Origin of the sequence: Hymenobacter gummosus, assembly GCF_003970915.1 — a bacterium.
Classification (GTDB): domain Bacteria; phylum Bacteroidota; class Bacteroidia; order Cytophagales; family Hymenobacteraceae; genus Solirubrum; species Solirubrum gummosum.
Genome location: NZ_RXOF01000014.1, coordinates 61,015 through 86,060, shown reverse-complemented (window position 1 = coordinate 86,060; position 25,046 = coordinate 61,015). Strand labels below are relative to the sequence as shown.

At 64.2% G+C, this 25,046-nt stretch carries 24 protein-coding genes; 10 read left to right on the top strand and 14 right to left on the bottom strand.

Annotated features, from left to right (window positions below; all coding sequences use genetic code 11):
* Positions 1–40: 40 nt before the first annotated feature.
* Entirely contained in the window at positions 41–4,123 is a 4,083-nt protein-coding gene (locus EJV47_RS20730) for a PAS domain S-box protein (RefSeq protein ID WP_126695121.1), read from the bottom strand.
* Positions 4,124–4,267: 144 nt separating this feature from the next.
* Between EJV47_RS20730 and EJV47_RS20725 the strand changes: the two genes are divergently transcribed.
* Both EJV47_RS20725 and miaA read left to right on the top strand, forming a co-directional pair.
* Positions 4,268–5,398: a glycosyltransferase gene (locus tag EJV47_RS20725; protein WP_126695120.1), complete on the top strand. Its 1,131-nt coding sequence runs from the start codon at positions 4,268–4,270 to the stop codon at positions 5,396–5,398.
* The gene (gene miaA / locus EJV47_RS20720) at positions 5,395–6,297 is read left to right on the top strand and encodes a tRNA (adenosine(37)-N6)-dimethylallyltransferase MiaA (protein ID WP_126695119.1); all 903 of its coding nucleotides are present in this window, start codon (positions 5,395–5,397) and stop codon (positions 6,295–6,297) included. The genes EJV47_RS20725 and miaA overlap by 4 nt, the downstream gene beginning before the upstream one ends.
* A 70-nt stretch (positions 6,298–6,367) precedes the next feature.
* Here miaA and EJV47_RS20715 read toward each other — a convergent pair whose 3' ends face one another.
* Positions 6,368–6,985, bottom strand: coding sequence for a hypothetical protein (locus tag EJV47_RS20715; RefSeq protein ID WP_126695118.1), 618 nt, complete (start codon positions 6,983–6,985; stop codon positions 6,368–6,370).
* Positions 6,986–7,200: 215 nt separating this feature from the next.
* Entirely contained in the window at positions 7,201–8,172 is a 972-nt protein-coding gene (gene pfkA, locus EJV47_RS20710) for a 6-phosphofructokinase (protein ID WP_126695117.1), read from the bottom strand.
* 281 nt (positions 8,173–8,453) lie between these two features.
* Between pfkA and EJV47_RS20705 the strand changes: the two genes are divergently transcribed.
* Positions 8,454–8,918 carry a tellurite resistance TerB family protein gene (locus EJV47_RS20705; protein ID WP_126695116.1) on the top strand — a complete coding sequence of 155 codons (465 nt, stop codon included), beginning with the start codon at positions 8,454–8,456 and terminating at the stop codon, positions 8,916–8,918.
* Between the two features lie 103 nt (positions 8,919–9,021).
* Here the strand turns inward: EJV47_RS20705 and EJV47_RS20700 are convergent, their stop codons facing one another.
* The 5 genes from EJV47_RS20700 to EJV47_RS20680 form a co-directional block, all read right to left on the bottom strand.
* Positions 9,022–9,699 (bottom strand): hypothetical protein, encoded by a 678-nt coding sequence (locus EJV47_RS20700; protein ID WP_126695115.1) that lies wholly within the window; start codon positions 9,697–9,699, stop codon positions 9,022–9,024.
* Between the two features lie 181 nt (positions 9,700–9,880).
* Positions 9,881–11,086 carry an aspartate aminotransferase family protein gene (locus EJV47_RS20695; RefSeq protein WP_126695114.1) on the bottom strand — a complete coding sequence of 402 codons (1,206 nt, stop codon included), beginning with the start codon at positions 11,084–11,086 and terminating at the stop codon, positions 9,881–9,883.
* A 453-nt stretch (positions 11,087–11,539) separates the two neighbouring features.
* Positions 11,540–12,025, bottom strand: a complete 486-nt coding sequence (locus EJV47_RS20690; RefSeq protein ID WP_126695113.1) for a hypothetical protein — start codon at positions 12,023–12,025, stop codon at positions 11,540–11,542.
* Positions 12,026–12,061: 36 nt separating this feature from the next.
* Positions 12,062–12,544, bottom strand: coding sequence for a hypothetical protein (locus EJV47_RS20685; protein WP_126695112.1), 483 nt, complete (start codon positions 12,542–12,544; stop codon positions 12,062–12,064).
* A gap of 30 nt (positions 12,545–12,574) precedes the next feature.
* Entirely contained in the window at positions 12,575–13,120 is a 546-nt protein-coding gene (locus EJV47_RS20680) for an RNA polymerase sigma factor (RefSeq protein WP_126695111.1), read from the bottom strand.
* Positions 13,121–13,309: 189 nt separating this feature from the next.
* Between EJV47_RS20680 and EJV47_RS20675 the strand changes: the two genes are divergently transcribed.
* From EJV47_RS20675 to EJV47_RS20650, 6 genes are all read left to right on the top strand, one after another.
* Positions 13,310–13,804, top strand: coding sequence for a DUF2628 domain-containing protein (locus EJV47_RS20675; RefSeq protein ID WP_207895945.1), 495 nt, complete (start codon positions 13,310–13,312; stop codon positions 13,802–13,804).
* A 63-nt stretch (positions 13,805–13,867) separates the two neighbouring features.
* Entirely contained in the window at positions 13,868–14,479 is a 612-nt protein-coding gene (locus EJV47_RS20670) for a hypothetical protein (protein WP_126695109.1), read from the top strand.
* A gap of 65 nt (positions 14,480–14,544) precedes the next feature.
* Positions 14,545–15,630, top strand: a complete 1,086-nt coding sequence (locus EJV47_RS20665; RefSeq protein ID WP_126695108.1) for a tetratricopeptide repeat protein — start codon at positions 14,545–14,547, stop codon at positions 15,628–15,630.
* 58 nt (positions 15,631–15,688) lie between these two features.
* On the top strand, positions 15,689–16,345 hold the full coding sequence (locus tag EJV47_RS20660; RefSeq protein WP_207895943.1) for a zinc ribbon domain-containing protein: 657 nt from the start codon (positions 15,689–15,691) through the stop codon (positions 16,343–16,345).
* A 211-nt stretch (positions 16,346–16,556) separates the two neighbouring features.
* Entirely contained in the window at positions 16,557–17,066 is a 510-nt protein-coding gene (locus tag EJV47_RS20655; protein WP_126695107.1) for an RNA polymerase sigma factor, read from the top strand.
* A 4-nt stretch (positions 17,067–17,070) separates the two neighbouring features.
* A complete protein-coding gene (locus EJV47_RS20650; protein ID WP_126695106.1) occupies positions 17,071–17,727 on the top strand; it encodes a hypothetical protein in 657 nt (218 codons plus the stop codon).
* A gap of 68 nt (positions 17,728–17,795) precedes the next feature.
* Here the strand turns inward: EJV47_RS20650 and EJV47_RS20645 are convergent, their stop codons facing one another.
* Complete coding sequence (locus tag EJV47_RS20645) at positions 17,796–18,539, bottom strand: DUF481 domain-containing protein (protein WP_165903854.1); 744 nt, start codon at positions 18,537–18,539, stop codon at positions 17,796–17,798.
* 172 nt (positions 18,540–18,711) lie between these two features.
* Between EJV47_RS20645 and EJV47_RS20640 the strand changes: the two genes are divergently transcribed.
* Entirely contained in the window at positions 18,712–19,824 is a 1,113-nt protein-coding gene (locus tag EJV47_RS20640; RefSeq protein ID WP_126695104.1) for a ligand-binding sensor domain-containing protein, read from the top strand.
* A 188-nt stretch (positions 19,825–20,012) separates the two neighbouring features.
* Here the strand turns inward: EJV47_RS20640 and EJV47_RS20635 are convergent, their stop codons facing one another.
* From EJV47_RS20635 to bcp, 5 genes are all read right to left on the bottom strand, one after another.
* A complete protein-coding gene (locus EJV47_RS20635; protein ID WP_126695103.1) occupies positions 20,013–20,969 on the bottom strand; it encodes a transketolase family protein in 957 nt (318 codons plus the stop codon).
* 77 nt (positions 20,970–21,046) lie between these two features.
* A complete protein-coding gene (locus EJV47_RS20630; RefSeq protein ID WP_165903853.1) occupies positions 21,047–21,814 on the bottom strand; it encodes a phytanoyl-CoA dioxygenase family protein in 768 nt (255 codons plus the stop codon).
* A gap of 62 nt (positions 21,815–21,876) precedes the next feature.
* The gene (locus EJV47_RS20625; protein ID WP_126695101.1) at positions 21,877–23,283 is read right to left on the bottom strand and encodes a vWA domain-containing protein; all 1,407 of its coding nucleotides are present in this window, start codon (positions 23,281–23,283) and stop codon (positions 21,877–21,879) included.
* A 235-nt stretch (positions 23,284–23,518) separates the two neighbouring features.
* The gene (locus EJV47_RS20620; RefSeq protein WP_126695100.1) at positions 23,519–24,406 is read right to left on the bottom strand and encodes a transketolase; all 888 of its coding nucleotides are present in this window, start codon (positions 24,404–24,406) and stop codon (positions 23,519–23,521) included.
* A gap of 182 nt (positions 24,407–24,588) precedes the next feature.
* The gene (gene bcp, locus EJV47_RS20615; protein WP_207895952.1) at positions 24,589–25,038 is read right to left on the bottom strand and encodes a thioredoxin-dependent thiol peroxidase; all 450 of its coding nucleotides are present in this window, start codon (positions 25,036–25,038) and stop codon (positions 24,589–24,591) included.
* Positions 25,039–25,046: the final 8 nt, after the last annotated feature.

The following is a 25,046-nucleotide window of genomic DNA, read 5'->3' as shown; positions in this document are numbered from 1 at the left end:
GGGGGAAGGGTAGGGTGGAGCGGGGCGCAGGCGGGCTGGTTCAGGGCGCGCTGGTGCGGGCAGGGTACTCGTTGATGAACTCCGCGAAGTAATGCAAAAGCGCCTGAAAATCCCGCGTAGCATGTTCAGTACGGCCTTGCTTGAGGTCGTGTTCTAAGTGTTTAGCTTGCTCGGCCAGCCGCGTCAGGCCCAGGGTGAAGCCCGTGCCCTTGAGCTGGTGCAGCTGGGGCAGAATGTCGACGTACTGGCCGGCTTCCACCAACTGCCGGGCTTCTTCCAGCAGCGGCCCGGCTTCCTGCTCGAAGTCGGCGTAGAGGGCGGCGGCAAAATCGGCCCCGCCCAGCTGGCGCAGCTGCTCCACCATGTCCGCGTCGATGATGGGGCGCGCATCAGCGGCGTAATCGACCACGGGCTCCTCCGCGACGCTGGTCGGCGCGGCCCCCAGCGCCGGCGCCGCTGCTCCGGACGTCGCCTCGGAGGCCGGGCCGTGCAGCAGCTGCGGGCGCCAGCGGCCCAGCACCTCGTACAAATCCTGGCTTTTTACCGGCTTGGGCACGTAGTCGTCCATGCCTTCCTGCACGAACCGCTCCGCGTCCTCCTTCATCGAATACGCCGTCATGGCCACCACCGGCGGGCAGCTGGGGCCCAGGCGGCGGCGGATTTCGCGCATGGCCGTCACCCCATCCATTTCCGGCATCTGAATGTCCATGAAAATCACGTCGTAGCGGATGCCGCTGGTAGCCAGTCCGATGGCTTCGAACCCGTCGCCGGCCACGTCGGTGCGGCAGCCCAGCTTGTCGAGCAGGCGCACGGCCACTTTCTGGTTGATGGGGTTGTCGTCGACCAGCAGCACCCGCGGGGCCTGCTCGAAGCGCAGCACGCCCACGGCCGACCGGTCGCGCGCGGCCTGCCGCTCCTGCAGGATGGCCTCCTCGTTTTCGGCCACCCGGCAGCGGATGGTAAACCAGAACGTGGCCCCTTCGCCCACGGTAGAGTCGACGCCGATTTGGCCGCCCATTAGCTCCGTCAGCTGCTTGCTGATGGCCAGCCCGAGGCCCGTGCCGCCAAACGACTTGGTGGGCGTGGTGTCGAGCTGGGTGAAGTTGGTGAACAGCAGCTTGGCGTTTTCGGCCGAGATGCCGATGCCCGAGTCCTTGACCTCGAAGCGCAAGGTGTGCTCGATGCCGTCGGTAAACACCGAGGTGGCGCGCACCGTGACGGCGCCCTGCTGGGTAAACTTGATGGCGTTGGAAGTCAGGTTGCTGAGCACCTGCAGCAGGCGCGTTTCGTCGGTGATGATGAAGCGCGGGGTGTGGGGCGTGATTTCGTAGGTGAAATCCAGGTGCTTCTGCTGGGCACGGTTGGCGAACAAAGAGTGGATTTTCTCCAGCGTGTAGTGCAGGTCCATGCCCTCCTCGTTCAGCTCCATCTTGCCCGCCTGAATCTTGGAAAGGTCCAGAATGTCGTTCAGGATGGCCAGCAGCGCGTCGGAGGACTTGCGCAGGGTGTCGATGTACTCTTCCTGCTCCTCGGAGGCCACCGTCTGGTGCAGCAGGTCAATCATGCCGATGATGCCGTTCATCGGGGTGCGCAGCTCGTGGCTCATGTTGGCCAGAAACTGCGTTTTGGCGTGCAGGGCGGTTTCGGCCTCGTCCTTGGCGCGGCGCAAGTCGTCCTGCATCTGCTTCAGCCCGGTGATGTCGCGCCCGATGCCCTCGGTACCGCCGGGGCCGTCTTCCACGCGGCGCGCATTCACCAGCACCGACACGGCGTGGCCATCCTTGTGGCGCATCTCAATCTCGAAGTTGCGCGCCTCGCCCTGCTGCTGCACTTGCTGCAGCAAGGCCTCGCGCTCTTCCGGGTGCACGTAGTAGTTGGCAATGTGGCTGCCCACCAGCTCCTCGGGGGTGTAGCCCAGCATATCGTGCACCGAGGGGCTGAGCAGGGTGAGGTAGCCCCTGCCGTCGGTGCGGTAGTACACGTCCTGGAACGACTCGAAGATGGCGCGGAATTTCTCTTCCTGCGCCGCCATTTCCAGTTGGGAGCGTTTCTTATCGGTGATGTCGTGGGCAATGCCCGAAATTTCCTCGAAGGTGCCGTCGTCGAGGTAAATGGGGTTGAGGTAGATTTCGCGCCAGGTGTCGTGGCCGCGCACGTCGCGCAGGCGCACCTCGAAGCGCTGCGGCACGCCCTCGAAGGCCCGGGTGTAATGCTCGATGAACAGCTGCCGGGCATCCTCATCCATCATGGCCAGGTCGGCGTGCCAGAGGTTGATGTTCAGGGCCGGGTGCACCCCGTTGCGGCGCAGGAAGTAGGCCGCGTAGTTGCGGTTGAAGGACGTGAGCCGCGACTTCAGATCCACCGACCACATCAGGTGGGTCCCGCTCTCGAAGATGGCGTTGAGGCGGGCGTTCTGCTTGTTGATCTGCACCTCGTTGCGCTTCCGCTCAATGGCCAGCGCCACCTGGTTCGAGATAAAGTGCAGGATTTCGAGGTCGGAAGGGGCGTAGGCGTCGGGCTTGGCGTAGTCCTGCACCGCAATGACGCCGATGATCCGGTCGCCAATGCTGAGCGGGGAGCAGAGCATGACCTCCGGCATCAGCCCGAAGGCCGAGATGGTGCCGTCGGCAATGAGGGCCTGCAAATCGGGCTTGAGCAGAATCTGGGGCTTGCCCGTGCGGATGATGTACTCCGACACGCCCGTGGAGAAGGGCCGCATCACCATGGCCTTCTCGCCCTGGGAGTTCTGGTCGACGAAGTAGGCAAACTGCAATTGCGTGCGGGCCTCGTCGCAGAGGGCAATGTAGAAGTTATTGGTTTCGATGATCTTGCTCAGCTCCCGGTGAATGGCTCCGTACAAGGAGTGCAAATCCTTGGAACTGATGGCCAGGTTGGCAATGCTGTAGTAGACCTTCTGCAGGCGCTCCGCCTTGATGCGGTCGGTGATGTCGTGCAGGATGGCGCGGGTGCTCACCGGCTCGCCGTCGTCCCACGAGCAGGTGATGGAGCCGATGAGGTGCACCGGCTTCCCCGTCTTGGTCAGGAACACCGTTTCGAGCTTGTTCACCCGCTCGCCCTTGTACAGGTTGCGCAGCTGGTAGAGCAGCTTGGCCTTGTAGTAGGGGTGCACCACGTCGGTGAGCGAGAGGGTGGGCAAATCCTCGTCGGTGTACCCCAGCTTTTCCTTCCAGGCCTTGTTGACGAACAGGAAGCGGTTGTCAATCGAGAGGTTCTGAATCAGGTCGTGGGCGTTGTCGAGGAAGTCCTGCAGCCTGCTCTGACTTTCGCCCAGCGCCCGGGCCGTAAACTGGCCCTTCGACACGTCGCGGCCCACGAACAGCACCCCGTCGATTTCGTGCTGCGCGTCGCGCACGAACTCGGCGTACCAGTACACGGTGCGGCGGTGGCGGTCCTGGCTGAGCAGGGAGCGTTCGAAGAAATCCTGCAGCTCCTCGCGCTCCAGGGCGCGGCGGTAGGCGTAGCGGCGCGGCTCCCGCTCGGCCTCCGGGGCAAACAGGCCGAAATATTCCTGGCCCAGCACCTGCTCGCGGGTGTAGCCCGTCAGGTGCAGAAAAAAGTCGTTTACGTCGACGATGCGCGCGGTGCGGTCGAGCTGCAGAAAGCCCAAATCGGCGCGGCCCAGCACCTCGCGCAGCTGCTCGCGCGAGCGGTTGGCCGACCGCTCGTGCTGCTGCTGGCGGTACTGCTGCCGGCTCTGCGTCACGTCGCGCAGGGTGAGCTGCACCACGGGGCGCTGCCCGGGCAGCTCCAGGCGGTGCAGGGTCGCCCAGGTGTCGAGCAGGGTGTCGTCGGGGCGCCGGCCCTGCCACAGGCGCGAGTCGTCCTGGCCGGTGCGGGCCGTGTGCTGCACGGCCTGCTGCAGGGCTTCTTCGCTGCTCCACTGCTCCTCTGATGAGTGGTCGGGGCGCACGAAGCCCATCAGGCCCGCGCTCAGCAGCAGCGGGCGCGAGGTGCCCAGCAACTGCAGGGCGCGCTGGTTGCAGTCGAAAAGCCGGCCGTGCTCGTCGTAGAGCAGGATGGCGTCGTAGGCGCCGTCGAAGAGGGCGCGGTACGTGGCGGCCTCGGTGGCCGCCGGCTGGGCAGAAGCGGGGAGCAAGGACATGCGGGCGGGGGGGGGGCCAGCGGGCCGGCCTTCGGGGACAAAGGCGGCGGCAAGCAGGGTTAACCTCTTAAATTTGTCAAATATATCCGAACCCCCGCGCCGATTGGTTGTGCCACCGGAGTGGTTTTTCTCCGCAGCTCCACCGTGCGCCGCCTGCTTTTCGCCGTCACCACCGACCTCAACTACGACCAGCGCATGCAGCGCATCTGCGCCTCGCTGGCCGCGGCCGGCTACCGGGTGCGGCTGGTGGGGCGGGAGTGGCCCGCCTCCAAGCCCCTCACCCCGCAGCCCTACGAGCAGCACCGGCTGCGCTGCTGGTTTACGCGCGGCAAGCTGTTTTACCTCGAATACAACCTGCGCCTGCTCGTGTACCTGCTGGGCCAGCGCGGCTGGGCGGCCTACGGCTGTGCCGACCTCGACGCGGCCCTGCCCACCTGGCTGCGCGCCCGCCTCGGCGGCCAGCCCTTCGTCTACGACGCCCACGAGCTGTTCACCGAAGTGCCCGAAGTGGTGGCCCGCCCGGCCGTGCGGCGCATCTGGCTGGCGGTGGAGCGGTTTATCGTGCCGCGGGCTACGCTGGCCTACACCGTGGGCCCGGCCCTGGCCCGGCTATTCGAGCAGCGCTACGGCCGCCCCTTCGGCACCATCCGCAACATCAGCCGCCTGCAGGAGCCGGCCCCCGAAGTGCCCAACGAAGGCTACATCCTCTACCAGGGCGCCCTGAATGAAGGCCGCGGCCTCGAAGCCCTGCTCGAAGCCATGCCGCAGGTCGAGGCAAAGCTGGTCGTCTGCGGGGAGGGCGACCTGTCGGCGCCGCTGCGCGCCCGGGCCGCGGCGCTGGGCCTGCTGGCCGCCGGACGGGTGGAGTTTCGGGGCTACGTGCTGCCCGCGGAGCTGCGGCGCGTCACGGCTCGGGCGACGGTGGGCATCAGCGTGCTCGAAAACCGGGGGCTGAGCTACTATTATTCGCTGGCCAATAAGTTTTTCGATTACCTGCACGCCGCCGTGCCCCAACTGATTTCGCCTTTGCCCGAATACCTGGCCCTGAACGCCGAGCACGCGGTGGCCGAGGTAGTGCCCGAACTGACGCCCGAAGCCCTGGCCGCCGCCCTCAACGCCCTGCTCGGCGACGAGGCCCGCTACCAGCAACTGGCCGCCAACTGCCGCCGCGCCCGGCGGCAACTGAACTGGCAGCAGGAGGAGCAGGAGCTGCTGCGCCTGTACGCCGCCCTCTGGCCCGCCGCGGCTTCAGCTTCCACTCCCGTTTCCGCATGAGCAAGCAGCCTACTTTGCTGGTCATTACCGGCCCTACCGCCGTGGGCAAAACCGCCCTGTGCGTGCGCCTGGCCCAGCAGCTCGGCACCGAGGTAGTGTCGGCCGATGCCCGCCAGTTTTTTCGCGAAATGCACATCGGTACGGCCAAGCCCACGCCCCAGGAAATGCAGGGCGTGCCCCACCATTTCATCGATTCGCACAGCATCACGGAGGATTACAGCGCCGGCCGCTACGAGGCCGACTGCCTGCAACTGCTGGAGCAGCTGTTCCGGCGCCATGAGGTGGTTATTCTTACCGGCGGCTCGGGGCTGTACCTGCAGGCCGTGACGGATGGCCTGGACGAGCTGCCCCCCGCCGACGCCGCCATCCGGGCCCAGCTGCAGCGGGAGCTGACGGACCAAGGCCTGCCCGCGCTGGTCGAGGAGCTGGCCGCGCTGGACCCCGTCAGCCACCAGCGCATCGACCGGCAAAACCCCGTGCGGGTGCTGCGCGCCCTGGAAGTGTGCCGCAGCTCCGGCCGCCCCTTCAGCTCCTTCCACCAGGCCGGCCCGAAGGTGCAGCGGCCCTGGCGCACCCTGAAAATAGCCCTGAACCGGGAGCGGGACGAGCTGTACCAGCGCATCGATGAGCGCGTGGACCAGATGCTGGCCGCCGGACTGCTGGCCGAGGTGCAGGCCCTGCTGCCCCACCGCCACGCCCAGGCCCTGCAAACGGTGGGCTACCAGGAAATCTTCGGCTACCTCGACGGCCTCTACGACTGGGACGAGGCGGTGCGCCTGCTCAAGCGCAACACCCGCCGCTACGCCAAGCGCCAGCTCACCTGGCTGCGCCGCGACGAGCAGTACCAGTGGCTGCACCCGGACGAGGCCTTTCGGGCCATTGGTGAGATGGTGAAATAGTGAAATGGTGAGTTGTCGTTCGAATTGCCTGAACGTCGCTCATTATTTCACTATTTCACCATCTCACTGCCTACAGCCGCCGCCCTACCCGCAACTGCACCCCCGGCAGGATGTTGGCGTAGGTGTCGTTTTGCAGGGCCACTTTCAGGCCCAGCTGCCAGCGCCGCTGCTGGTCCACCGCGAGGTCGGCGTTAAGCGAGGCAAGGTAGCCGACGTGTACGCCCTTGGTGTTGCGGGGCTCATATCGCAGCCGCGGCTCCGGGTCGGCGATGTTATCGATGCCGTAGCTGGCCCACAACACGTCGTACTGCTTGGTGTGGCCCACGTAGGCCCCGGCGCCCAGCGCGAAAACGAAGCGCCGGTCGTTGCCGAAGGGCGCGTAGTAAGCCTCGCCCTCCAGGTTGACGGCGTGGTAGCTGACCGGCACGTACGCGTTGCGGTCGAAGTATATCACGTCGGCCCCGCTGATCATGGCCAGGCGCGGCCCCACGCTCAGGTGCCGGCCCAGCGTATAGGTGTAGCCCAGGTGGGTTTTCAGGCAGTAAAAGTCGCCCGAGCCGTTCAGGCTTTGGCCGATGCCAAAGTCGAGCATATGGGGGCGTTCGGCCGCCGCGGGCGCCGTCGTTTGGGCCAGGGCCGGGCCGCTGCCAACGGTAGCGGCCAGCAGCAGGGAGTAGAGAAATTTCATGCGAACGGGGAAGAAAATGAAACGATTCGGACGGTAGTACCACAACGGGTAAGCTACGGTCGGAAAGGTTGGTTGTTCTTCCCCGCTCCCGAAATTTTCTATCTGACAGCCGCAAATGTGCTAATGCGGAGAAATGTAGAGGAATGTGGGAAATGTGCGGGAGTTAATCATTCCCCACCTTCCGCACATTTTCTACATTTCCCACCTTCCGCACATCAAACCGAGAGAATTTCCACCATGCGCATGAAGCCCTGGTTGATCATCTTCTTGCGCGAGATGCACTCCTGGAAGGGCGTGTACACCAGCTTGCGGTCCACAATGCCGGCCATCACGTTGCGCATGCCGTTGAGCAGGCCTTCCACGGCCGCAATGCCGATCTGCGAGGCCAGCAGGCGGTCGGCGGCCGAGGGCGCCCCGCCGCGCTGAATGTGGCCGATGACGGTTACGCGGGCGTCCATTTCCGGAATGGCTTCCTTCACCTTGCTGGCAATGGCGGTGGCGTTGCCCTCCTCGTCGCCCTCGGCCACGATGATGAGGAAGGACGACTTCTGGCGCAGGCGGGCCGTTTGCAGCGTCTCAATCACCGTGTCGATGCTCTGCACCTGCTCGGGCACCAGCACGATTTCGGCCCCGCCGCCGATGGCGCAGGGAATGGCAATGTAGCCCGAGTCGCGGCCCATCACCTCTACGAAAAACGCCCGGTCGTGCGAGTCGGCCGTGTCGCGGATCTTGTCGATGGCGTCGAGGGCGGTGTTGACGGCCGTGTCGTAGCCGATGGTGTAGTCGGTGCCGTAGAGGTCGTTGTCGATGGTGCCGGGGGCGCCCACCGTCGGAATACCAAATTCGCGCTCAAACAGCTCGGCGCCGGTAAACGTGCCGTTGCCGCCGATGGCCACCAGGCCCTCGATGCGGTGGTTCACGAGCTGGTCGAAGGCCTGCTGCCGGCCTTCCTTGGTCTGGAACTTCTGCGAGCGGGCCGACTTGAGGATGGTGCCGCCGCGCTGCACAATGTTGGCCACGGAGCTGGAATCCAGCTTCACGATTTCGCCCTTAATCATGCCCGAGTAGCCGCGCATGATGCCGTAAACTTCAATTCCGTGGTACAGGGCCGTGCGCACCACGGCGCGCACAGCGGCGTTCATACCGGGCGCGTCACCGCCGCTGGTAAACACTCCAATTCGCTTCATTCTTCGTGGGGTCAGAAGGACGGGCCACCCCGGGATGGGCCGTCCATGAAATGGCAAAGGTACAAGAAGCCGCCAACCGTGGCCGCCCGACCTAAATTTTGTCCGCAATATTGGGCCGCAAAATGGCAGTTTTTTTTGCTTTCCCGTATTGATGGGATGGGTTCGAAACCATATCTTAACCTCGCACCCCGCTACTGCCCGTCAAGGTCGCCGGGCCGGTAGCAAAATTCCCAACCCTCCCCGCGGCCCCTCCCCCTCACCGTTTTATTCCTGCCCGACCTATGTTTGGTTTCTTCGAAAGCGAACAAAGCAAAAAAGTCCGCAGCCACATCCACAACCTTGCCGCCCTGGCCCGCGTCGACGGGCACATCGACGAGCGGGAAATGAACTTCCTGGTGGCAGTCGGTAAGAAAAACGGCTTGAGCGCCAACGACGTGCGCAGCGTAGTGTCGGGCGCCAGCCATACCGCCCTGCACCTGCCCGACAACGACTCCGAGCGGTTCGACCAGATTTTCGACCTGGTCGACATGATGCTGGCCGACGGCGTAGTCGACGACAACGAAATGGACTTCTGCATCGACATGGCCGAGAAGCTGGGCTTCCGTAAGGCCATTGTGGGCGTGCTGGTGCGCAAAATCTCCATGGGCGTGCGCGACGGCCTGCCCCGCGAGCAAATCAAAGGCGAATCGGAGGCCTTCCTGAACTTTCAGGGCAAGGGCGAACCAACCCACGGCAGCGGCCTGTAAGCGCGCCGAGCCTTACCAACCAAGCCCGACAGAGGCGTTTCTGCACTGCAGGAACGCCTCTGTTTGCTGTCCGGGCCGCAACGAAATGCGGGTCGTCGTCGGGCTACGCCGGTACGGCCGCCGCGGGCCGCCGCTCGGGTTGCGGGCGTAGCGCCAGGGCCAGGCTGTAGCAGAGGTAGTGGAAGATGAACAGGACCGAGTGCCCGGCCCAGACGTACATGTTCAACTCCTTGGAGTAGCGCAGCAGGTAGTTGCTGAACAAGGCAATCTGCAGGTAGCCAGCCTGGTAGATAAACAGCCCGCAGGATACCCAGAACATCGGTTCGCGCCGCAGCCGGCCGGCCGGGAGCTCGTTGAGCAGCTGCCGGAAGTAGCCGCCCGTCACCAGCAACGTCAGCAGGCCCTGCACCAGCTGCTGCCCGGGGCGAAAGCTGCGCAGGGCGGCCACGTCGAGGCTGTCGATGAGCACGTAGAGCGCAAAGCCGCCCGCCAGCCAGGGCAACGCCCGCCGCAGCCGCCCGGCGCGCAGCGTGCGGTAGTATACCAGCGCCATCAGGGCAAACTCGCCCGCGGCGTAGAGCGGCATCAGAAACAGGTTGTTGCGGTGCTGCATCATCAGGGCCATGCCCAGTACGTTCAGGGGCAGCACGAAGCCCATCAGCAGCACCAGGGCGCGCAGGTTGGGCGGCAGCACGCGCCAGCGCAGCACCCCGATAACGGCCGCCAGGACCATGGGCAGTAGGGTGAGGCGAATCAGCAGCTGCGGGATGGTGAGGGACATAAGGCGGCAATAAGCGGACGAGCAGACCCGCTCCGGGCGGTCAAACCAATGGAAAGATAAGGGTAATGCGGCTCCTCGACCAGCCCAGGGACCGAAAAAGCCCGGGCCCGCCACCAAAAGAGTAGCGGGCCCGGACGTATCGGGGGTAGCCCCGTGCGGTTAGCTGGCTTGACGGGCCGCTTTAGCCTGCGGCGGTGCCGGTGACGTGCGCCACCGCCCGCAGCAGGGCCGCGCAGGCCCAATCGATTTCCTCGTCGGTGATGGTCAGGGGTGGAGCCAGGCGCAGGGAATTGTCGCAGAACAAAAACCAGTCGGTGAGCACGCCTTCGTGCTGCAGGGCGCGGTCGATGATGGGCTTGAGTACCTCGAACGACTCGAACTCCACGGCCATCAGCAGCCCCAGCCCGCGCACCTCGCGAATAGCCGGGTGCTGCAGCTGCCGCCGGAAGCGGGCCGCTTTTTCGGCCACGCCGGCCAGCAGGTTTTCCTGCTGAATCACGCGCAGAGTGGCCAGCGCCGCCGCGCACGACACCGGGTGCCCGCCAAAGGTGGTGAGGTGGCCCAGGATGGGGTCGGTCTTGAAGCCCTGCATGATTTCCCGGCGGGAAATAAACGCGCCGATGGGCATGCCGCCGCCCATGCCTTTGGCCGTGAGCAGAATATCGGGCACCACGTTGAACTGCTCGAAAGCCCAGAACGTGCCGGTGCGCCCGAAGCCGCACTGAATTTCGTCCAGAATCAGCAGGGCGCCCACTTCGTCGCAGCGCTGGCGCAGCCGGGGCAGGTAGTCGGCGGCGGGCACGCGCACGCCCGCCTCGCCCTGCACCGTCTCCACAATGACGGCGGCGGTGCGCTCGGTAATCAGCGCGAGGTCCGCCGGGTGGTTGTGGCGCAGGTGGCGCACGTCGGGCAGCAGGGGGCGGAAGCTGCGCTTGAAGCCCTCGGAGCCGGTAACGGAGAGGGCGCCCTGGGTGGAGCCGTGGTAGGCGTTGTGGGCGCTGATGAGCTCGGTGCGGCCGGTGTGGCGCTTGGCCAGCTTGAGGGCCCCCTCCACGGCCTCGGTGCCGGAGTTGGTGAAGAACACGTTGTCGAGCGCGGGCGGCAGGGTGTGGTGCAGGGCCTGGGCCAGCTCGGCCGGTGGGGTCTGCACCAGCTCGCCGTACACCATCAGGTGCAGGTACTTATCGAGCTGCCCGTGAATGGCCTGCAGCACCTGCGGGTGGCGGTGCCCCACGTTGCTGACCCCGATACCCGAAATCAAATCGAGGTAGCGCCGGCCGTCGGGGCCGTACATCCACACGCCCTCGGCCCGCTCGATTTCGAGCAGCAGGGGAAAATCGGAAGTCTGGGCCTGGTGACGCAGGAAAAGCTGGCGGGGCGTGAGCATGGGCGGTAAGCAAAGCGGTAAGAAGCCGCAAAGGTACCGCCCGGTCTTGTAGCAGCGCCGGTGGGGGCCAGGGCCGGGTCGGAGGCGTGCCATTTGGCTGCACCGGCCTCCAAGGGCCGCTACCGGGAGTATGGTTACCCCAGGTTGGGGAACGGTGCTAGGGTTGGTGCACCTCCTCAACTGAGGGGGCTAGGGGATTGACCTAATGTCTGAACGTCATTTAGGCTTTAGCTTTCCAGCTCTAGTTTTTCGTCCACCCCTAACCCCACGCCGCTTGATGCGCGGAATCATCTGAGGAGGGGAACTAGCCTTAGCACCGTTCCCCAACCTGGGTTAGTTAGTATCCGAACAAGCATTGACTACACTCCGCCCGGGCGCCGCGGCCGGAAGCGGCCACAAACAGCCGAGGCTGCCTTGTCAGGGGCAGCCTCGGCTCATCTGTGAATAGGCGGCCTAATCCTGGCCGCGCGGGGCGCCGCCGGAGCGGCGGTTGTCGAGGCGCTGAATCAACTCCTTGGTGAAGTCGCGCTCGGCCTGCATGAGCTGGACCACCTGGCGCAGGCTGATGACTTTGGCGAATTTCTCCACGTATTCCTTTTCCAGGTTGATTTCGCCCTGGCGCAGCTTGAACTGCTCGTCGAGGGCGGCGCGGATGTCCTTGTCGCTCATGGCGCTGAAGTCCTGCTGGCGCAGATTGAAGCGCGTCTGACGGCGCAGCTCCTTGCGCTTGTCGGTAAACTCGTTGAACAAGGGCCAGAAGCGCTGGGCCTGTTCGGGAGTAAGGGCCAGCTTATTGGTGATGTAGGCAATGCGGGCGTTTTCGAGGCGGGTGCCGCGCTGGCCGGCCATGGGCTGCGGGGCCGCCTGCGCCCGGGCGCCGGTGCTGCCGAGCAGGGCGAGGGCCACCAGCAGGCAAAAGCGGGAGAGGAAGCGAATCATGCGGGGAAGGGGAGGCTGCAAGGGGGCGAAATAACACTACAAATACACATCCAGGCTGGGCTGCTCGTCGAGGGCGGCCTGGATTTCGGCGCTGGTGCCGGGCAGGAAGTCGGCCGCCAGGTCGTGGTCGGCCACGTGGGTATCGGCCAGGTCGGCCAGGGTCACGCGCGGGCCGGCGTCGGAGAGCAGGTACTGCACGGCCTCGGCGCGGGGTACGGCGGCCAGGGCCCGGGCGGCGGGCAGGGCCAGGCGGGCACCGGCCAGGGGCGGGGCGGCGGTGGGGCCGGTGGGCAGCAGCCAGAAAGCCGCTGCAAAGCTCACGAGCAGCAGTACGGCGGCCAGAGCCGTGCGCAGCGGGGCGCTCAGGGCCGTGAGCCAGCCCAGCCGCGGGGCCGCCTCAGCCGGGCCCACGCGCTGCATCACGCGCCGCGGCAGCTGCTGGAAGTAGTCCTCGGGCGGCGAAGCCAGCGGCGGCAGGGGGCGCCGGGGGTGCTCATCGAGGCGAAACGGGGTTTTCATATCGGTTGGAGGCCCGTGAAGGCCCGGGGTTTAATCAGTGGCTTGGTTTACGTACTGCTCGATTTTCTTGACGGCGTGGTGGTACGAGGCCTTGAGCGCGCCGACGCTGGTACCGGTGACTTCGGCCATCTGCTCGTAGGGCATTTCGTCGTAGTAGCGCAGGTTGAACACCAGGCGCTGCTTGTCGGGCAGGCGCAGAATGGCCTTCTGCAGCTTCAGCTCCACCTCGTCGCCGGCCAGCTGCTCGTCGGCCTCCAGCTTCTGGGTCAGCTCGGCGCCTACGTCGTTGAGGGGCAGGAAGAACTTGCGCCGCTTGCTGGAGAGGAAGTTCAGGCACTCGTTGGTGGCAATGCGGTAAATCCAGGTGAAAAGCGCGGCGTCCTGCCGAAAGTTCTCCAGGTGCTTCCACACCTTGATAAACACCTCCTGGGTAAGGTCGTCGGCGTCGTCGTGGTCCACCACCATCTTGCGCACGTGCCAGTACACCTTGCTCTGGTACTTACGCACCAGCTGGTTGAAGGCCAGGTTGCGGCTGGCCGGGTCGCGGAACTTGAGGAGGATGTCCTGATCTTCCAAGCAGGCAGGGGAGGCGAGAGGTGGAGGCGGTTGGCGGATGGGTTAGAGGCCGCCGCCGGGCCGGAGTTTAAGCCGGCACCGATTTTTTTCCGCGCCGGGGCGGGCCGGACTTTCCTGGCCGCCCGCCAACCGCCATATTGCGCTAATCAGCGGGCCGCCGGCTGGCGCGGCGCCGTGGCTAGCACGCTTATGCCCATCAACGAGGAATACCTGGCTGCCTTCTTCGGCAAAAATGCGGACTATTACCTGTACTACTGGCGGCAGCTGCAGGCTGGCCGGCGCGTGAGCTTCAACGCGGCCGCCTTTTTCGTGGGTTTGTTCTGGTTTATCTACCGGCGCATGTACGGCGTGGCCCTGCTGCTGGTGGGCCTGCTCATCGTGGAAGCGCAGCTGGAGCAGTGGCTGCTGCCGCGCTTCATCCCCGGCTACAACGCCGCCAACCCGGGCAGCGTGGTGGTGGTCAACCTGGTGGCGGCCAGCCTGTACGCGGCGTTTGGCAACTGGATTTACCTCAGCCACGCCCGGCGCAAGATTACCCGCGTACTGCGCCGCGAAACCTCCGAGGAAGCTATTCTGCAGCAGCTGCGCCGCCGCGGCGGCACCAGCTGGACGTTCTTCCTGCTGGCCCTGGGGCTGGTGGCGGCCATCGTGCTGCTGGCCCAGTTATACGCCCCGCAGCCCTGACGTGCCCACCTTTACCGCCCGGGCCGTTGCGCCTGGGCAGCCACTTATTCCCTTGTTGCTGCTATGTCGTTCCGCCCGAACCGTGTTTGCTGGCTGCTGACCCTGGGCCTCGCGCTGCCGCCCGCGCTGGCCGCCGCCCAGCAGCCGGCCCTCGGCGGCCCGCCGGCCGCGCCCGCACCCGAGGCGGCGCCCCAAACCCTGCTCAGCAGCCTGCCCGCGGCCAATCAGTACCGCCTCACCGGCATCAGCATCACCGATGAGCGCCCGGCGGTGTCGGACCGGCCCCTCAAGCTGCCCACGTTCTCCACGCCCGGCCGCGGCGACAAGGTGTGGCCGCGCCTGAGCCCCGAGCAGCAGGCCCAGCTGCAGGCCACCCTGCAGGCGCACTTTCAGGCCGACTCCACCCGGCCCGCCGCCACCCTGCAGTGCCGCATTGTAGATGCCTACCAGCTCTTTATACGCACCGCTGAGCGGGAAATGGTGGGCGCGTACGCCAAGGTGGAGTTGGCGTTGCTCGACGGCCAGGGCCAGCTGCTGCTGGTGGCCACGGGGCAGCACAACGAAACCAGAACCGGCCTCGACGCCAGGTACAAGCGGGTGGACGAGTGCTACCAAACTGCCCTGGCGGCCGCCCTGCGCCGCGCGCTGGCGCACCTGACGCTGGCCGGGGAATAGATAGCGCGGTCGGCGGCGCCGCTGCCGGTTCCCAATCAGCTCATTACTCACCCCACCTATTTGCCATGAAGATTCTTTGTTTGACGCTGCTGGCCCTGGGGCTGGCGGCCGGCACCACCCGGGCCCAGAGCCCCAAGGAGCAAGCCCGGGAAAAGGGCATTACCGCCGTCCGCATCATGGACGAGGGCAAGGTTGACGAGGCCATTGCCCTGCTCACCGAAGCCCGCCGCCTCGACCCGACCGACTATAACTACCCCTACGAGCTGGGCTACGCCTACTACCTGAAAAAGGACTACCCGCAGGCCCTGACGCTGTTCAAGGAAGTGGTGCAGTTCAAGCAGGCCACCGACCGTTGCTACCAGATGCTCGGCAACCTGTACGACTTCAACGGCGACACCACGGCCGCGGTGGCGACCTACGAGGCCGGGCTGAAGCGCTTCCCCAAGGCCGGGCGCCTGTACCTGGAGCGCGGCAACATGCTCTTCGCCGCCAAGCGCTACAACGCCGCCCTGCCCTACTACGAGCAGGGCATTGCCGCGGAGCCCGATTTCGCCTCCAACTACTACCGCGCCGCCCTGCTCTACTGCAACTCCTCGGAGCGCATGTGGGGCCTGCTCTACGCCGAAGCCTTCATGAACCTGGAGCGCAACTCGGCGCGCACCGCCGAAATCAGCGAACTGCTCTACCAGACCTACAAGGACGGCGTGTACGCCAAATCGGCCACCGCGGGCGGCGTGCAGCTGAGCCGACTGGTGGTGATGGCGCCGCCCAAGGGCAAAAAGCTGGTGATGCCGCTGGGCGTGCCCTACACGGCCACCATGACCATGAGCCTGCCCCTGGAGCAGATGGCCGCCGAGTCGGAACGCTCCCTGGCCACGCTGCACCTGCTGCGCAGCAGCTTCATCAAGAACTGGTACGCGCAGCAGCACGAGCGGCAGTACCCCAGCGCCCTGTTCGACTTCCAGCGGCGCCTGACCGAGCTGGGCCACGCCGAGGCCTACACCCACTGGCTGCTGATGAAGGGCCGCGAAACCGAAACCGACGCTTGGATTGCCGCCCACCCGCAGCAGTGGCAGCAGTTTACCACTTGGTTCAAGGACAATCCCCTGCAGCTCGACGCCAAGCACCGCGTGTCCGGGCAGCCGAATTAAATATTGGGCCGGCGCAATTCTTATTTTTACCCCGCACCAACCAAACCGCGCCCCCGCTGTGAGCAACCTTATCCAATTCGTCGCCAACTACGACGACCTGAGCACCGACAAAGGCTTCCAGTTCAAGTTCTACTGCGACAAGTGCCGCAACGGCCACATGTCGCGCTTCCAGGCCAATTCCGTGGGCATTGCCGGGGAGCTGCTGCGCGCTGCCGGCAGCCTGTTCGGCGGCCACTTCTACGACGCGGGCAACGCCGCCTACCACGTGCAGCGCGCCGTGGGCGGCAAGGCCCACGACGAGGCCCTGGAAAAAGCCGTGCAGGAGGGCAAGCAGCACTTCAAGCAGTGCACCCGCTGCGGCCACTGGGTGTGCCCCGACGTGTGCTGGAACCACCAGGCCGGCCTCTGCGAAGACTGCGCCCCCGACGAGCACGAGGAACTGGCCGCCCAGCAACGCCAGGCCGCCCGCGAGCAGATTCACACCAAAACCCGCGAGCAGGACTACACCAAAGACCTCGACTTCCTCGGCCGGGGCAGCGTGCAGCAGTGCAGCAGCTGCCAGACCAAGCTGGCCCCCGGCCAGAAGTTCTGCCCCAACTGCGGCACGCCCAACGCGGCCGCTCAGGCGCAGGCCAAGGACAAGTTCTGCGGCAACTGCGGCGCCACGATGAAGCCCGAGCAGAAGTTCTGCGCCGAGTGCGGCTCGAAGCAGTAAACGAATTGCACCCGGCAGCGTCCCCGTCCGCGTCTGGCCCCCGGCCGGCACGGGCGGGGACGCTTGTTTTAGGCCCCCAGCCGGCAGCGTTGGGGGCGCTGTCAACTATTTCCGTCAGCGGGTGTGATGTTGAGCCCGGGGCCGCGAATAATTGGGCAGACCCCACCAACCTGCTTGTTCTTATGGAGGTTGGTTTACCCATCTGTAGCCTATGGCCCCGCCTCCCGACGAGCAGGAATTTCAGCGCTGGCTGGAGCAGCACCGCAGTATTCTGTTCAAAGTCGCCCGCACGTACTGCCGCGACGAGGACGACCGGCAGGATCTGCTGCAGGAAATGCTGGTGCAGCTGTGGCAGGCCCTGCCGCGCTACGACCCCGCCCGGGCCGCTGCTTCCACCTGGGTGTACCGGGTGGCGCTGAACACGGCCATATCCTTCCACCGCCGGCACGCCGGCCGCCGGGCCGCCCGCGTGCCCCTGCCGCCCGAGCTGCCCCAGCTCCCCGACGCCGAGGCGCTGGAGCGGGAGCAGCAGCTGCGGCAGCTGGAGCAGTTTATCGAGGAGCTGCGCGAGCTGGACAAAGCCCTGATGCTGCTCTACCTGGAAAACAAGAGCCACGCCGACATTGCCGACATCCTGGGCATTTCGGTGAGCAACGTGGCCACCAAAGTAAGTCGAATCAAAGAGCAACTGCGCCAACGTTTTGCGCGCCAAACCGCCTGACCCTATGGAACCCGATGAACTGCAATACCTGTGGCAGCAGGCCCGCCCCTTCCCCGCCGACCAGGCCCTGCCCCCGCGGCCGGCGGACCGCCCGTCTCTCACCCGCGTGCTGGGGCCACTGCGCCCCGCCAAGCTCCTCGGCGTCGTCGTAGGCCTGGCGTGGGTGGTGGCCATCGATGCGCTGCTGTACCACGTCTGGGCCGTAGCCAGCCCGTTTTTCCTGGTTTCGGCCGTCGTCCAGGTGCTGCTGACCAAGCTCATGATCGGCCTGTACCTGTACCAGCTAATGCTGGTGCAGCGCGTGGACGTGGGCCACTCGGTGGTGGCGGTGCAACGGCGCGTGGCCCGGCTGCGCACGTCTTCGCTCTGGGTGGTGCGCCTGGGCTTTCTGCAACTGCCGGCCTGGGCGACCTTTTTCTGGACGGAGCGGCTGCTGCGCGAGGCATCCCCGCTGCAGCTGGCCGGCTTGCTTATCCCGGCGCTGCTGTTTGCGCTGGCCGCGGGCTGGCTGTTCGTGCACGTGCGCTACGAAAACCGCCACCAACGGTGGTTCCAGCTGCTGTTTCGCGGCCCCGAATGGGACCCAATTCTGCGCGCCATGCACCTGCTCGAACAAACCGAAGACTACCAGCGCGAAGTCCCGGCCCCAGGCCGCCGCTGACGCGCGGGTGGTGCCAAGGCGGAGGGCAGGGGCCGCGCGTGAAGGCCAGACCGGCGGTGCTGCGGTGCCTACGGGGTGGCGTAGCTGAAGCCCACCGTCAGGTTGTAGTTGTCGGGGTTCTTGCCGGCCAGCACCCGGCTTTCGTGGGTGTAGTTGCTCGTGGCATTCACGGCCAGGCGCTTGGTCACGCGCAGCGTCACCGTGGCCAGCTGGCTGACGCGGTAATCGGAAATGGTAGGGATGGAAGGCTGGTAGAAGGTAAAGGTCGAGACGGTGAATTGCTTGAGGGTGTACAGCAACTTCAGGCGCAGGGAGTTGCGCGTTACCACCCGCTCACTGCCGTCGATGTAGTAAGTGGCTTCGCGGATGACGAGGTTGCTCAGCGCCACCTCGCGCTTGCCCAGCGAGTCGCGGTAAAACGACCAGCCCGGGCCGGCGCCCACCTGCCAGCGGTCCGCAATGCCGCGTAGGTTGCTGCGCTCGTAGCCACCCAGGCCGTAGGCGCGGAAATGACCCTTCCAGTAGTAGGGCGTGGCGTTGAGGAGGGCTTCGCGTTCCTTGAGCTGCCGGTCCTGCTTGCCGTAGATGAAGGTGCCCGTCAGCGGCAGGCCGAAGTGCAGGCCGCGGTTGAAGGTGACCGAGTGCGTGGTGGTCAGCAGCGTGCGGTACACGCCCCCGGCCGAAAAAGCCCCGGTGAGCGTGCCGGTGTAGTGGATGATGGTGGTATCGGGGCGCTGGGCGCGGGCGGCCGGACTGAGCAGCAGCGCCGTGGCGGCCAGCAGGCCCGCAAGCAGGTACTGAAAGAAACGCATGGGGCAAAATTCGGGCATTTCGCCGCAGTGGGCCGCCGGGGCCTTAGATTAGGGGTATGCTAGGCGCGTTGTTGTGCATAATTCATAACTATTGTTCTTCAAATGCCTCACCGAACTCAAAGCCGTTCAACGTTAGCAGTCATTTCACAGCGCCACCCGAACCGGTAAAAAGATGAAAATATCATTGATAGTTAGAGTAACGAATAAATATTTATCACAAAGGCAAATATTGACTTTTATGGCGCTGTTGTTTTTGAGCAACGCCTGCAACGGGCCAGATAAAAATGATTTGCCGAAAGATCATCCCAAATTGGTAAAAACCATAGGTAACCCCAAATATGGCAATGTTCAATGTATTTTGCAGGACAAAGCCGGCAACGTTTGGTTTGGCACTACACAAAACGGTCTTTATAAATACGACGGAAAATCGTTTAACCGGTTTTTGGTGAACGATGGGCTGAATAGTAATAATATTTTTGCTCTTTTGGAAGACAAAGATGGTAAAATATGGATAGGTACTGAAGCAGGGCTTTGTCTTTACGATGGTAAGACATTTACTGAAATCAAAATTCCTTTACCCAAAAACTTGCCTCCTAATAATAATCCTTGCCATCAGTCGCACGCGGTGGGGGGTATTATACAAGCAAAAAGCGGAAAACTATGGTTTGTGACGGCAGATGGCGTTTACACCTACGATGGTAAACTCTTTACCCTGTTTCCAATTAATGAGGCCATAAATGGCTTTTTAACCCCTAACGATAAGGTGGAACGTATTTTTGAAGATAAGGCAGGTAACATTTGGTTTGGAGGACGAACAAACGAAGGTGTGTATCGCTACGATGGAAAAGCCATAACAATACTCAAGCCAGTCGATTTATTTCAAGACGGTCCAACGCCAAAAGCTCATAATTGGGGATGGCCTCAATTGCAAGACAGAAACGGAAATATCTGGTTCAGCAATTGGGGTGGGGCATACCAGTATGATGGTAAATCATTTATAAGCTTTTCAAAAGAAGATGGCATGCCCGGCGAAGTTACCCGGATTATAGAAGACAGAAAGGGCAACATTTGGTTTGGTGGAGCTGACGGCCTAAGCCGTTACGATGGTAGAACATTTACTCGCTTTACGAGGAAAGATGGACTAGATAACCCCTGGGTGTGGTCGATTCTGGAAGATAAAAATGGAAATATTTGGGTAGGTACGAGAGAAACTGATCTTTATCTTTACGATGGAGAAAAACTTATTAAATATTCGGAATATAGGAAACGGCCTGTGACAAATTAGTAAACTAAATTCGCAATAACTGACGCTACTATTGTATTGACGATAGTAGGGGTGGTAGGTGCAAAATCAACCTTTGTAATCATGTAAAGCATGGGTCATATCCCCAGCAGCGTCAACACGTAAACCGTTGAACAAAAAAGCCCCCGCAGCCAGCCGCTGCAGGGGCTTTTTACGTCGTACGCCAACGCTTACTTGCGGCGGGCCATTACTTTCTCCACGGCGGCCACGATGGCCTGCTCGTTGAGGCCGTACTTCTCCATCAGCTCGTCGGGCGTGCCCGATTCGCCGAAGGAGTCGTTGACGGCCACCATTTCCAGCGGCAGCGGCTCCTCGCGGGCCAGCAGCTGGGCAATGCTGTCGCCCAGGCCGCCGTTCATCTGGTGTTCCTCGGCCGTCACCACGCAGCGGGTCTTGCGGGCCGAGGTCAGCACGGCTTCCACATCCAGGGGCTTGATGGTGTGGATGTTGATGATTTCGGCGTTGATGCCCTTCTCCGCCAGCAGGTGGCCGGCCAGGATGGCCTTCCACACCAGGTGGCCGGTGGCGAAGATGCTCACGTCGGTGCCCTCGTTCAGCATCACGGCCTTGCCGATTTCAAACTTCTGGTCGGCGGGGGTAAACACGGGCACTACGGGGCGACCGAAGCGCAGGTACACCGGGCCCTCGTAGTCGGCAATGGCAATGGTGGCGGCTTTGGTCTGGTTGTAGTCGCAGGGGTTGATGACGCACATGTGCGGCAGCATCTTCATCAGCCCGAGGTCCTCCAGGATCTGGTGGGTGGCGCCGTCTTCGCCCAGGGTCACGCCGGCGTGCGAGGCGCAGATTTTCACGTTCTTGCCCGAGTAGGCAATGCTCTGGCGAATCTGGTCGTAGACGCGGCCGGTGCTAAAGTTGGCGAAGGTGCCGGTGAAGGGAATCTTCCCGCCGATGGTCAGGCCGGCGGCCAGGCCCATCATGTTGGCCTCGGCAATGCCCACCTGGAAGAAGCGCTCCGGGAAGTCTTTCACGAAGGCGTCCATCTTGAGGGAGCCGATGAGGTCGGCGCAGAGGGCCACCACGTTGGGGTTGGTTTTGCCCAGCTCGTGCAGGCCGGCGCCGAAGCCCGAGCGGGTGTCTTTTTTCTCGGTGTAGGGAAAGTCTTTCATTATGGGAGCTTGGGGTCTTAGGTTCTTAGGGTCTTGGCCGAATCGGTTGTCAGGTCGAGCGAAGCGAGAAATCTGGGTCAGCTCGTCGAATGAACCGGTTCAGCATCATTAAGTAAGGTCGCAGCCTCGCGCCAGCGCAGACCGCCGGGCAAGGTTTGGGACGAAAATTCAAGGTGAATCACCCGCCGCGGCCGCTCATCCGTGCTGCGGTGGGAGGCGTGCAGGGTCAGCGGCTTCATCAGCATCACCGCGCCGGCCGGCACCGGGCAGAACGTAGCGGCCGGGGTGAAATCAGCAATGTCGGCGGCCGCAATGACGCCCTGCCGGTGGGAGCCGGGCACTACGCGCAGGGCCCCGTTGCCGGCGTCGCAGGCGTCGAGATGGATGCGCAGGGTGCAAATGCTGGCGAGGTACTCGCGCGGCGGCTGCACCGTCACGCCCTCGGGCTTCACCTTCCAGGGGCCGAAGCCGGGCAACTCGGCCCGCCGGTCCACGGCCACCATCAGATCCTGGTGCCAGGCCACCACCCAGTTCGAGCCCGCGGGCTTGTCGAAGTAGATGGCTTTGATCAGGTACTGCGGCGCGGGCAGCAGCTGATTCAGCAGCCCGGTGAACCGCTCGTTCCAGATCAGCGGGCGCAGGGCGGGTAACTCGGTGAGCAGGTTGCGGATGGCAAACAGCTCGGCCGTGCGGCGGAAGTTGCCGGAGCCGCTGCCGGCCTGTTCCAGTACGGCCAGCATGGCCTGGATTTCGGCGGCCGAGTACAGCGGCTCCGTCACGGCAAAACCGTCCCGCTGATAGGCGTTCAGCAGGCTGGTTTTGCGGCTTGCGGCTTGGTCAACCACTGCCTCCGCAGGCCCGGCTGAGCCAGGCACCTCACCAAGCGGCTCCTTCAACTGTTCGTTCCTCATTTGCCGAAGATGCTGACCGAAGTGGTTTGCCCGCTGCGGATGGTGAAGGTGCGCGTGTCGGTGAAGCGGCTGCCGGTGGCGTTGCTGGTGCGGTACACCAGGCGGTAAACGCCGGGCTGCATGGGCAGATTGACTTTCGACGAGCCGCCGGGCGGCAAATCGTACACCCAGGTTTGCGAGTCGTCCTGGTTGAGGCGGTAGATGCTGCCGTAGCCTTTCAGGTCGCTGATGATGTTCAGCGTGCCGGGCGCGTCGTAGGTAACGGTGGTTTCCTGGCCCTGCTTCACGCTGATGCGCCGGATAATGCGCGGCAGCGTGAGGATTTCCACCTCGTAGTTGCCGGCCAGCAGCTTCTGCTTCGTGCCGAAGCCGCGGGCCAGCACCGTGGCCGGCGAGGCCTGGGCCCGCACCACCGCCTGCACCGTGCCGTAGGGGTTGGGCGTCAGCGGCGGGTTCTGCAGGTTCAGGGTGCCCTGCGGGGTCTTGTAGGTCAGCACGTTGGCCTTGCCGGGCCGGATAACCAGGTTCGGCTGGCGCACCGGCGGCACCGTGTTGATGACCAAATCGTAACTCTGCAGCGCGTCGATGTCGAGCACGTCGGGCTGGCCCTTGGCGTCGCGGTAGTGCACGTAGTTGTACTCCGGCTGCTCGGTCACGTTGTTGATGAAGGTCAGGTTCACGTTCGACTCCACCGGCCGGCCCGTCTCGTCGGTGAGGTTCACCGCCACCGTCGTCTTGGCCAGCGTCTGGGCAATGACGTCGCCCAGGATGCTGCGGAAGGTCTTTACGTCGGCCGCGTTGTAGTACTGGCCCAGGCACTTGAGCTGCTCCCCGAACTCCCGCTCCGCCCCGATGCCGATGACGAAAGGCTTCAGAAACACCCGCTTGCGCTGCAGCGCCAGGGCCGTGGCGCACGGGTCGCCCTTGCACGATTCGAGCCCGTCCGTTATCAGAATGAGCACGTTGCGCGCGTTGCGGTCAGCCGGAAAGTCCTGGGCCGACTGCAGCAAGGCATAGGTAATCGGGGTGTTGCCCTGGGGCTTGAGCTCCTGCAGCCGCTGCTTGATGGCCCCGGCGTTCTTGCCCGCGAAGGGCACTTCCAGTCGCGAGTCCTCGCAGTTGTTTTCGGTGCTGGGGTGCTGATGGCCGTAGGCGCGCAACGCCAGCTCCAGGTTGGGATAGGCGTTGAGCGAGTCGACCATCTTGGCCAGCAGGGCCTTGGCCACGTTCCAGCGCGGCTGCCCCTCCCAGGGCGCGTTCATCGAGCCCGAAGCATCGAGCACGAAGAGGATGCGCGTGGTCTTGGGCTGGCTGCTGGGGGCACCCTGCTGGGCACGCAGCGGCCCGGCCACCACCAGCGTGGTTAGCAGCAGAAGCCAGAACGTGCGTGCGAGTCGTGCCATCGGGGCGCCTCACCCCCCGGCCCCCTCTCCGAAAAAGGAGAGGGGGAGCCTGACGTCAGCAGGCAGGGGAGAAGTTTGGAAAGGTTTACTTGAACGTCATGTCGAGCGAAGTCGAGACATCTCGCGTGCTGATGCTAGCCAGCAATTCTTTCGTTGGATAACGATTTTACTATCTGGTGTCAGCACGCGAGATTCCTCGACAAGCTCGGAATGGCGTTCTGTTAAGACCGAACTGCTAGTAGTCCGCCGCCTTTTCCACGATGAGCTGCTGCAGGGCTTTTTCCAGCTGCTCGTCGTTCGGGGCCACGCCGTGCCACTTGTGGCTGCCCATCATGTAGTCCACGCCGAAGCCCATCTGGGTGTCCATCAGAATCATCACCGGCCGGCCCTTGCCGAGGCGGGCTTGGGCGTCTTCCAGGGCGGGCAGCAGCTGCTCCAGGTCGTTGCCGTTGGCTTCGAGCACCTCCCAGTTGAAGGATTCGAATTTGGCGCGCAGGTCGCCCAGGCCGCCGATTTTCTCGGTCGGGCCGTCAATCTGCTGGCCGTTGCGGTCCACCACGGCAATCAGGTTGTCGACTTTATGGTGCGGGGCGTACATGGCCGCTTCCCACACCTGGCCTTCCTGCAGCTCCCCGTCGCCCATCAGCACGAACACGGTGCGGTCGTCGCCGTTGAGCTTCTTGGCCTGGGCCGCGCCGGTGGCCACGCTCAGGCCCTGGCCCAAGGAGCCGGACGCCACGCGTACGCCGGGCAGGTGCTCGTGGGTGGCGGGGTGGCCCTGCAGCCGCGAGTTCAGCTTGCGGAAGGTAGCCAGCTCGCTCACCGGGAAGTAGCCCGAGCGGGCCAGCACCGAGTAGAACACCGGCGAAATGTGGCCGTTGGAGAGGAAAAACAGGTCCTGGCCGATGCCGTTCATGTCGAAGGGCTCGGGCTGGTGCTTCATCACTTTGAAGTACAGGGCCACCAGCAGATCGGTGCAGCCCAACGAGCCGCCGGGGTGGCCGGAGTTGACGGCGTGGACCATGCGCACGATGTCGCGGCGCACCTGGGCGGCAATCTGTTTCAGCTCGGCAACGGAGCGGGTGGCCGTGGCTTCGGCGGCGGGAGAAGAAGAAGCGGACATATGGGGAAAAGAGTGATTGAGCGAATGAGTGAGTGCGCGCAGTGGCTGGATTGAGCCAGTCCGCAACGCGCATGAGCGGCTAAGTTCGGCCCTGTGGGCGGCTTCTGCCAAACCCGGTGGCCGCGAATCCTACCGAAAACGAAACCGGCGGCCCCTGTACGGAGGCCGCCGGCCGCAACGAGCTACTTAAGCAGCTGCTCGGCGTGGTTCTTCGTGTCGGGGCGGCGGATGATGCGCTCCACGCGGCCCTCGGCGTCGATGAGGAAAGTGGTACGGGCCACGCCCCAGTAGGTACGGCCGTAGTTTTTCTTTTCCTGCCACACGCCGTAGGCCTCCGTGAGCTGCCGCTCGGGGTCGGCCAGCAGCGGGAAGGGCAGCTCGAACTTCTCGGCAAACTTCTGGTGCGAGGCCACGTCGTCGGGGCTCACGCCGAGCACCTGGATGCCGGCGGCCTTGAGCTGGGCTTCGCCGTCGCGCAGGGAGCAGGCTTGGGCCGTGCAGCCGGGTGTGTCGTCCTTGGGGTAGAAGTACAGGGCCACGCGCTGGCCGCGGTAGTCGCTGAGGCGGTGCGTCTGGCCGCTTTGGTCCTGGGCCGTGAAGTCGGGCGCTTGGTCGCCGGGGTTGAGCGTAATCATCGGCC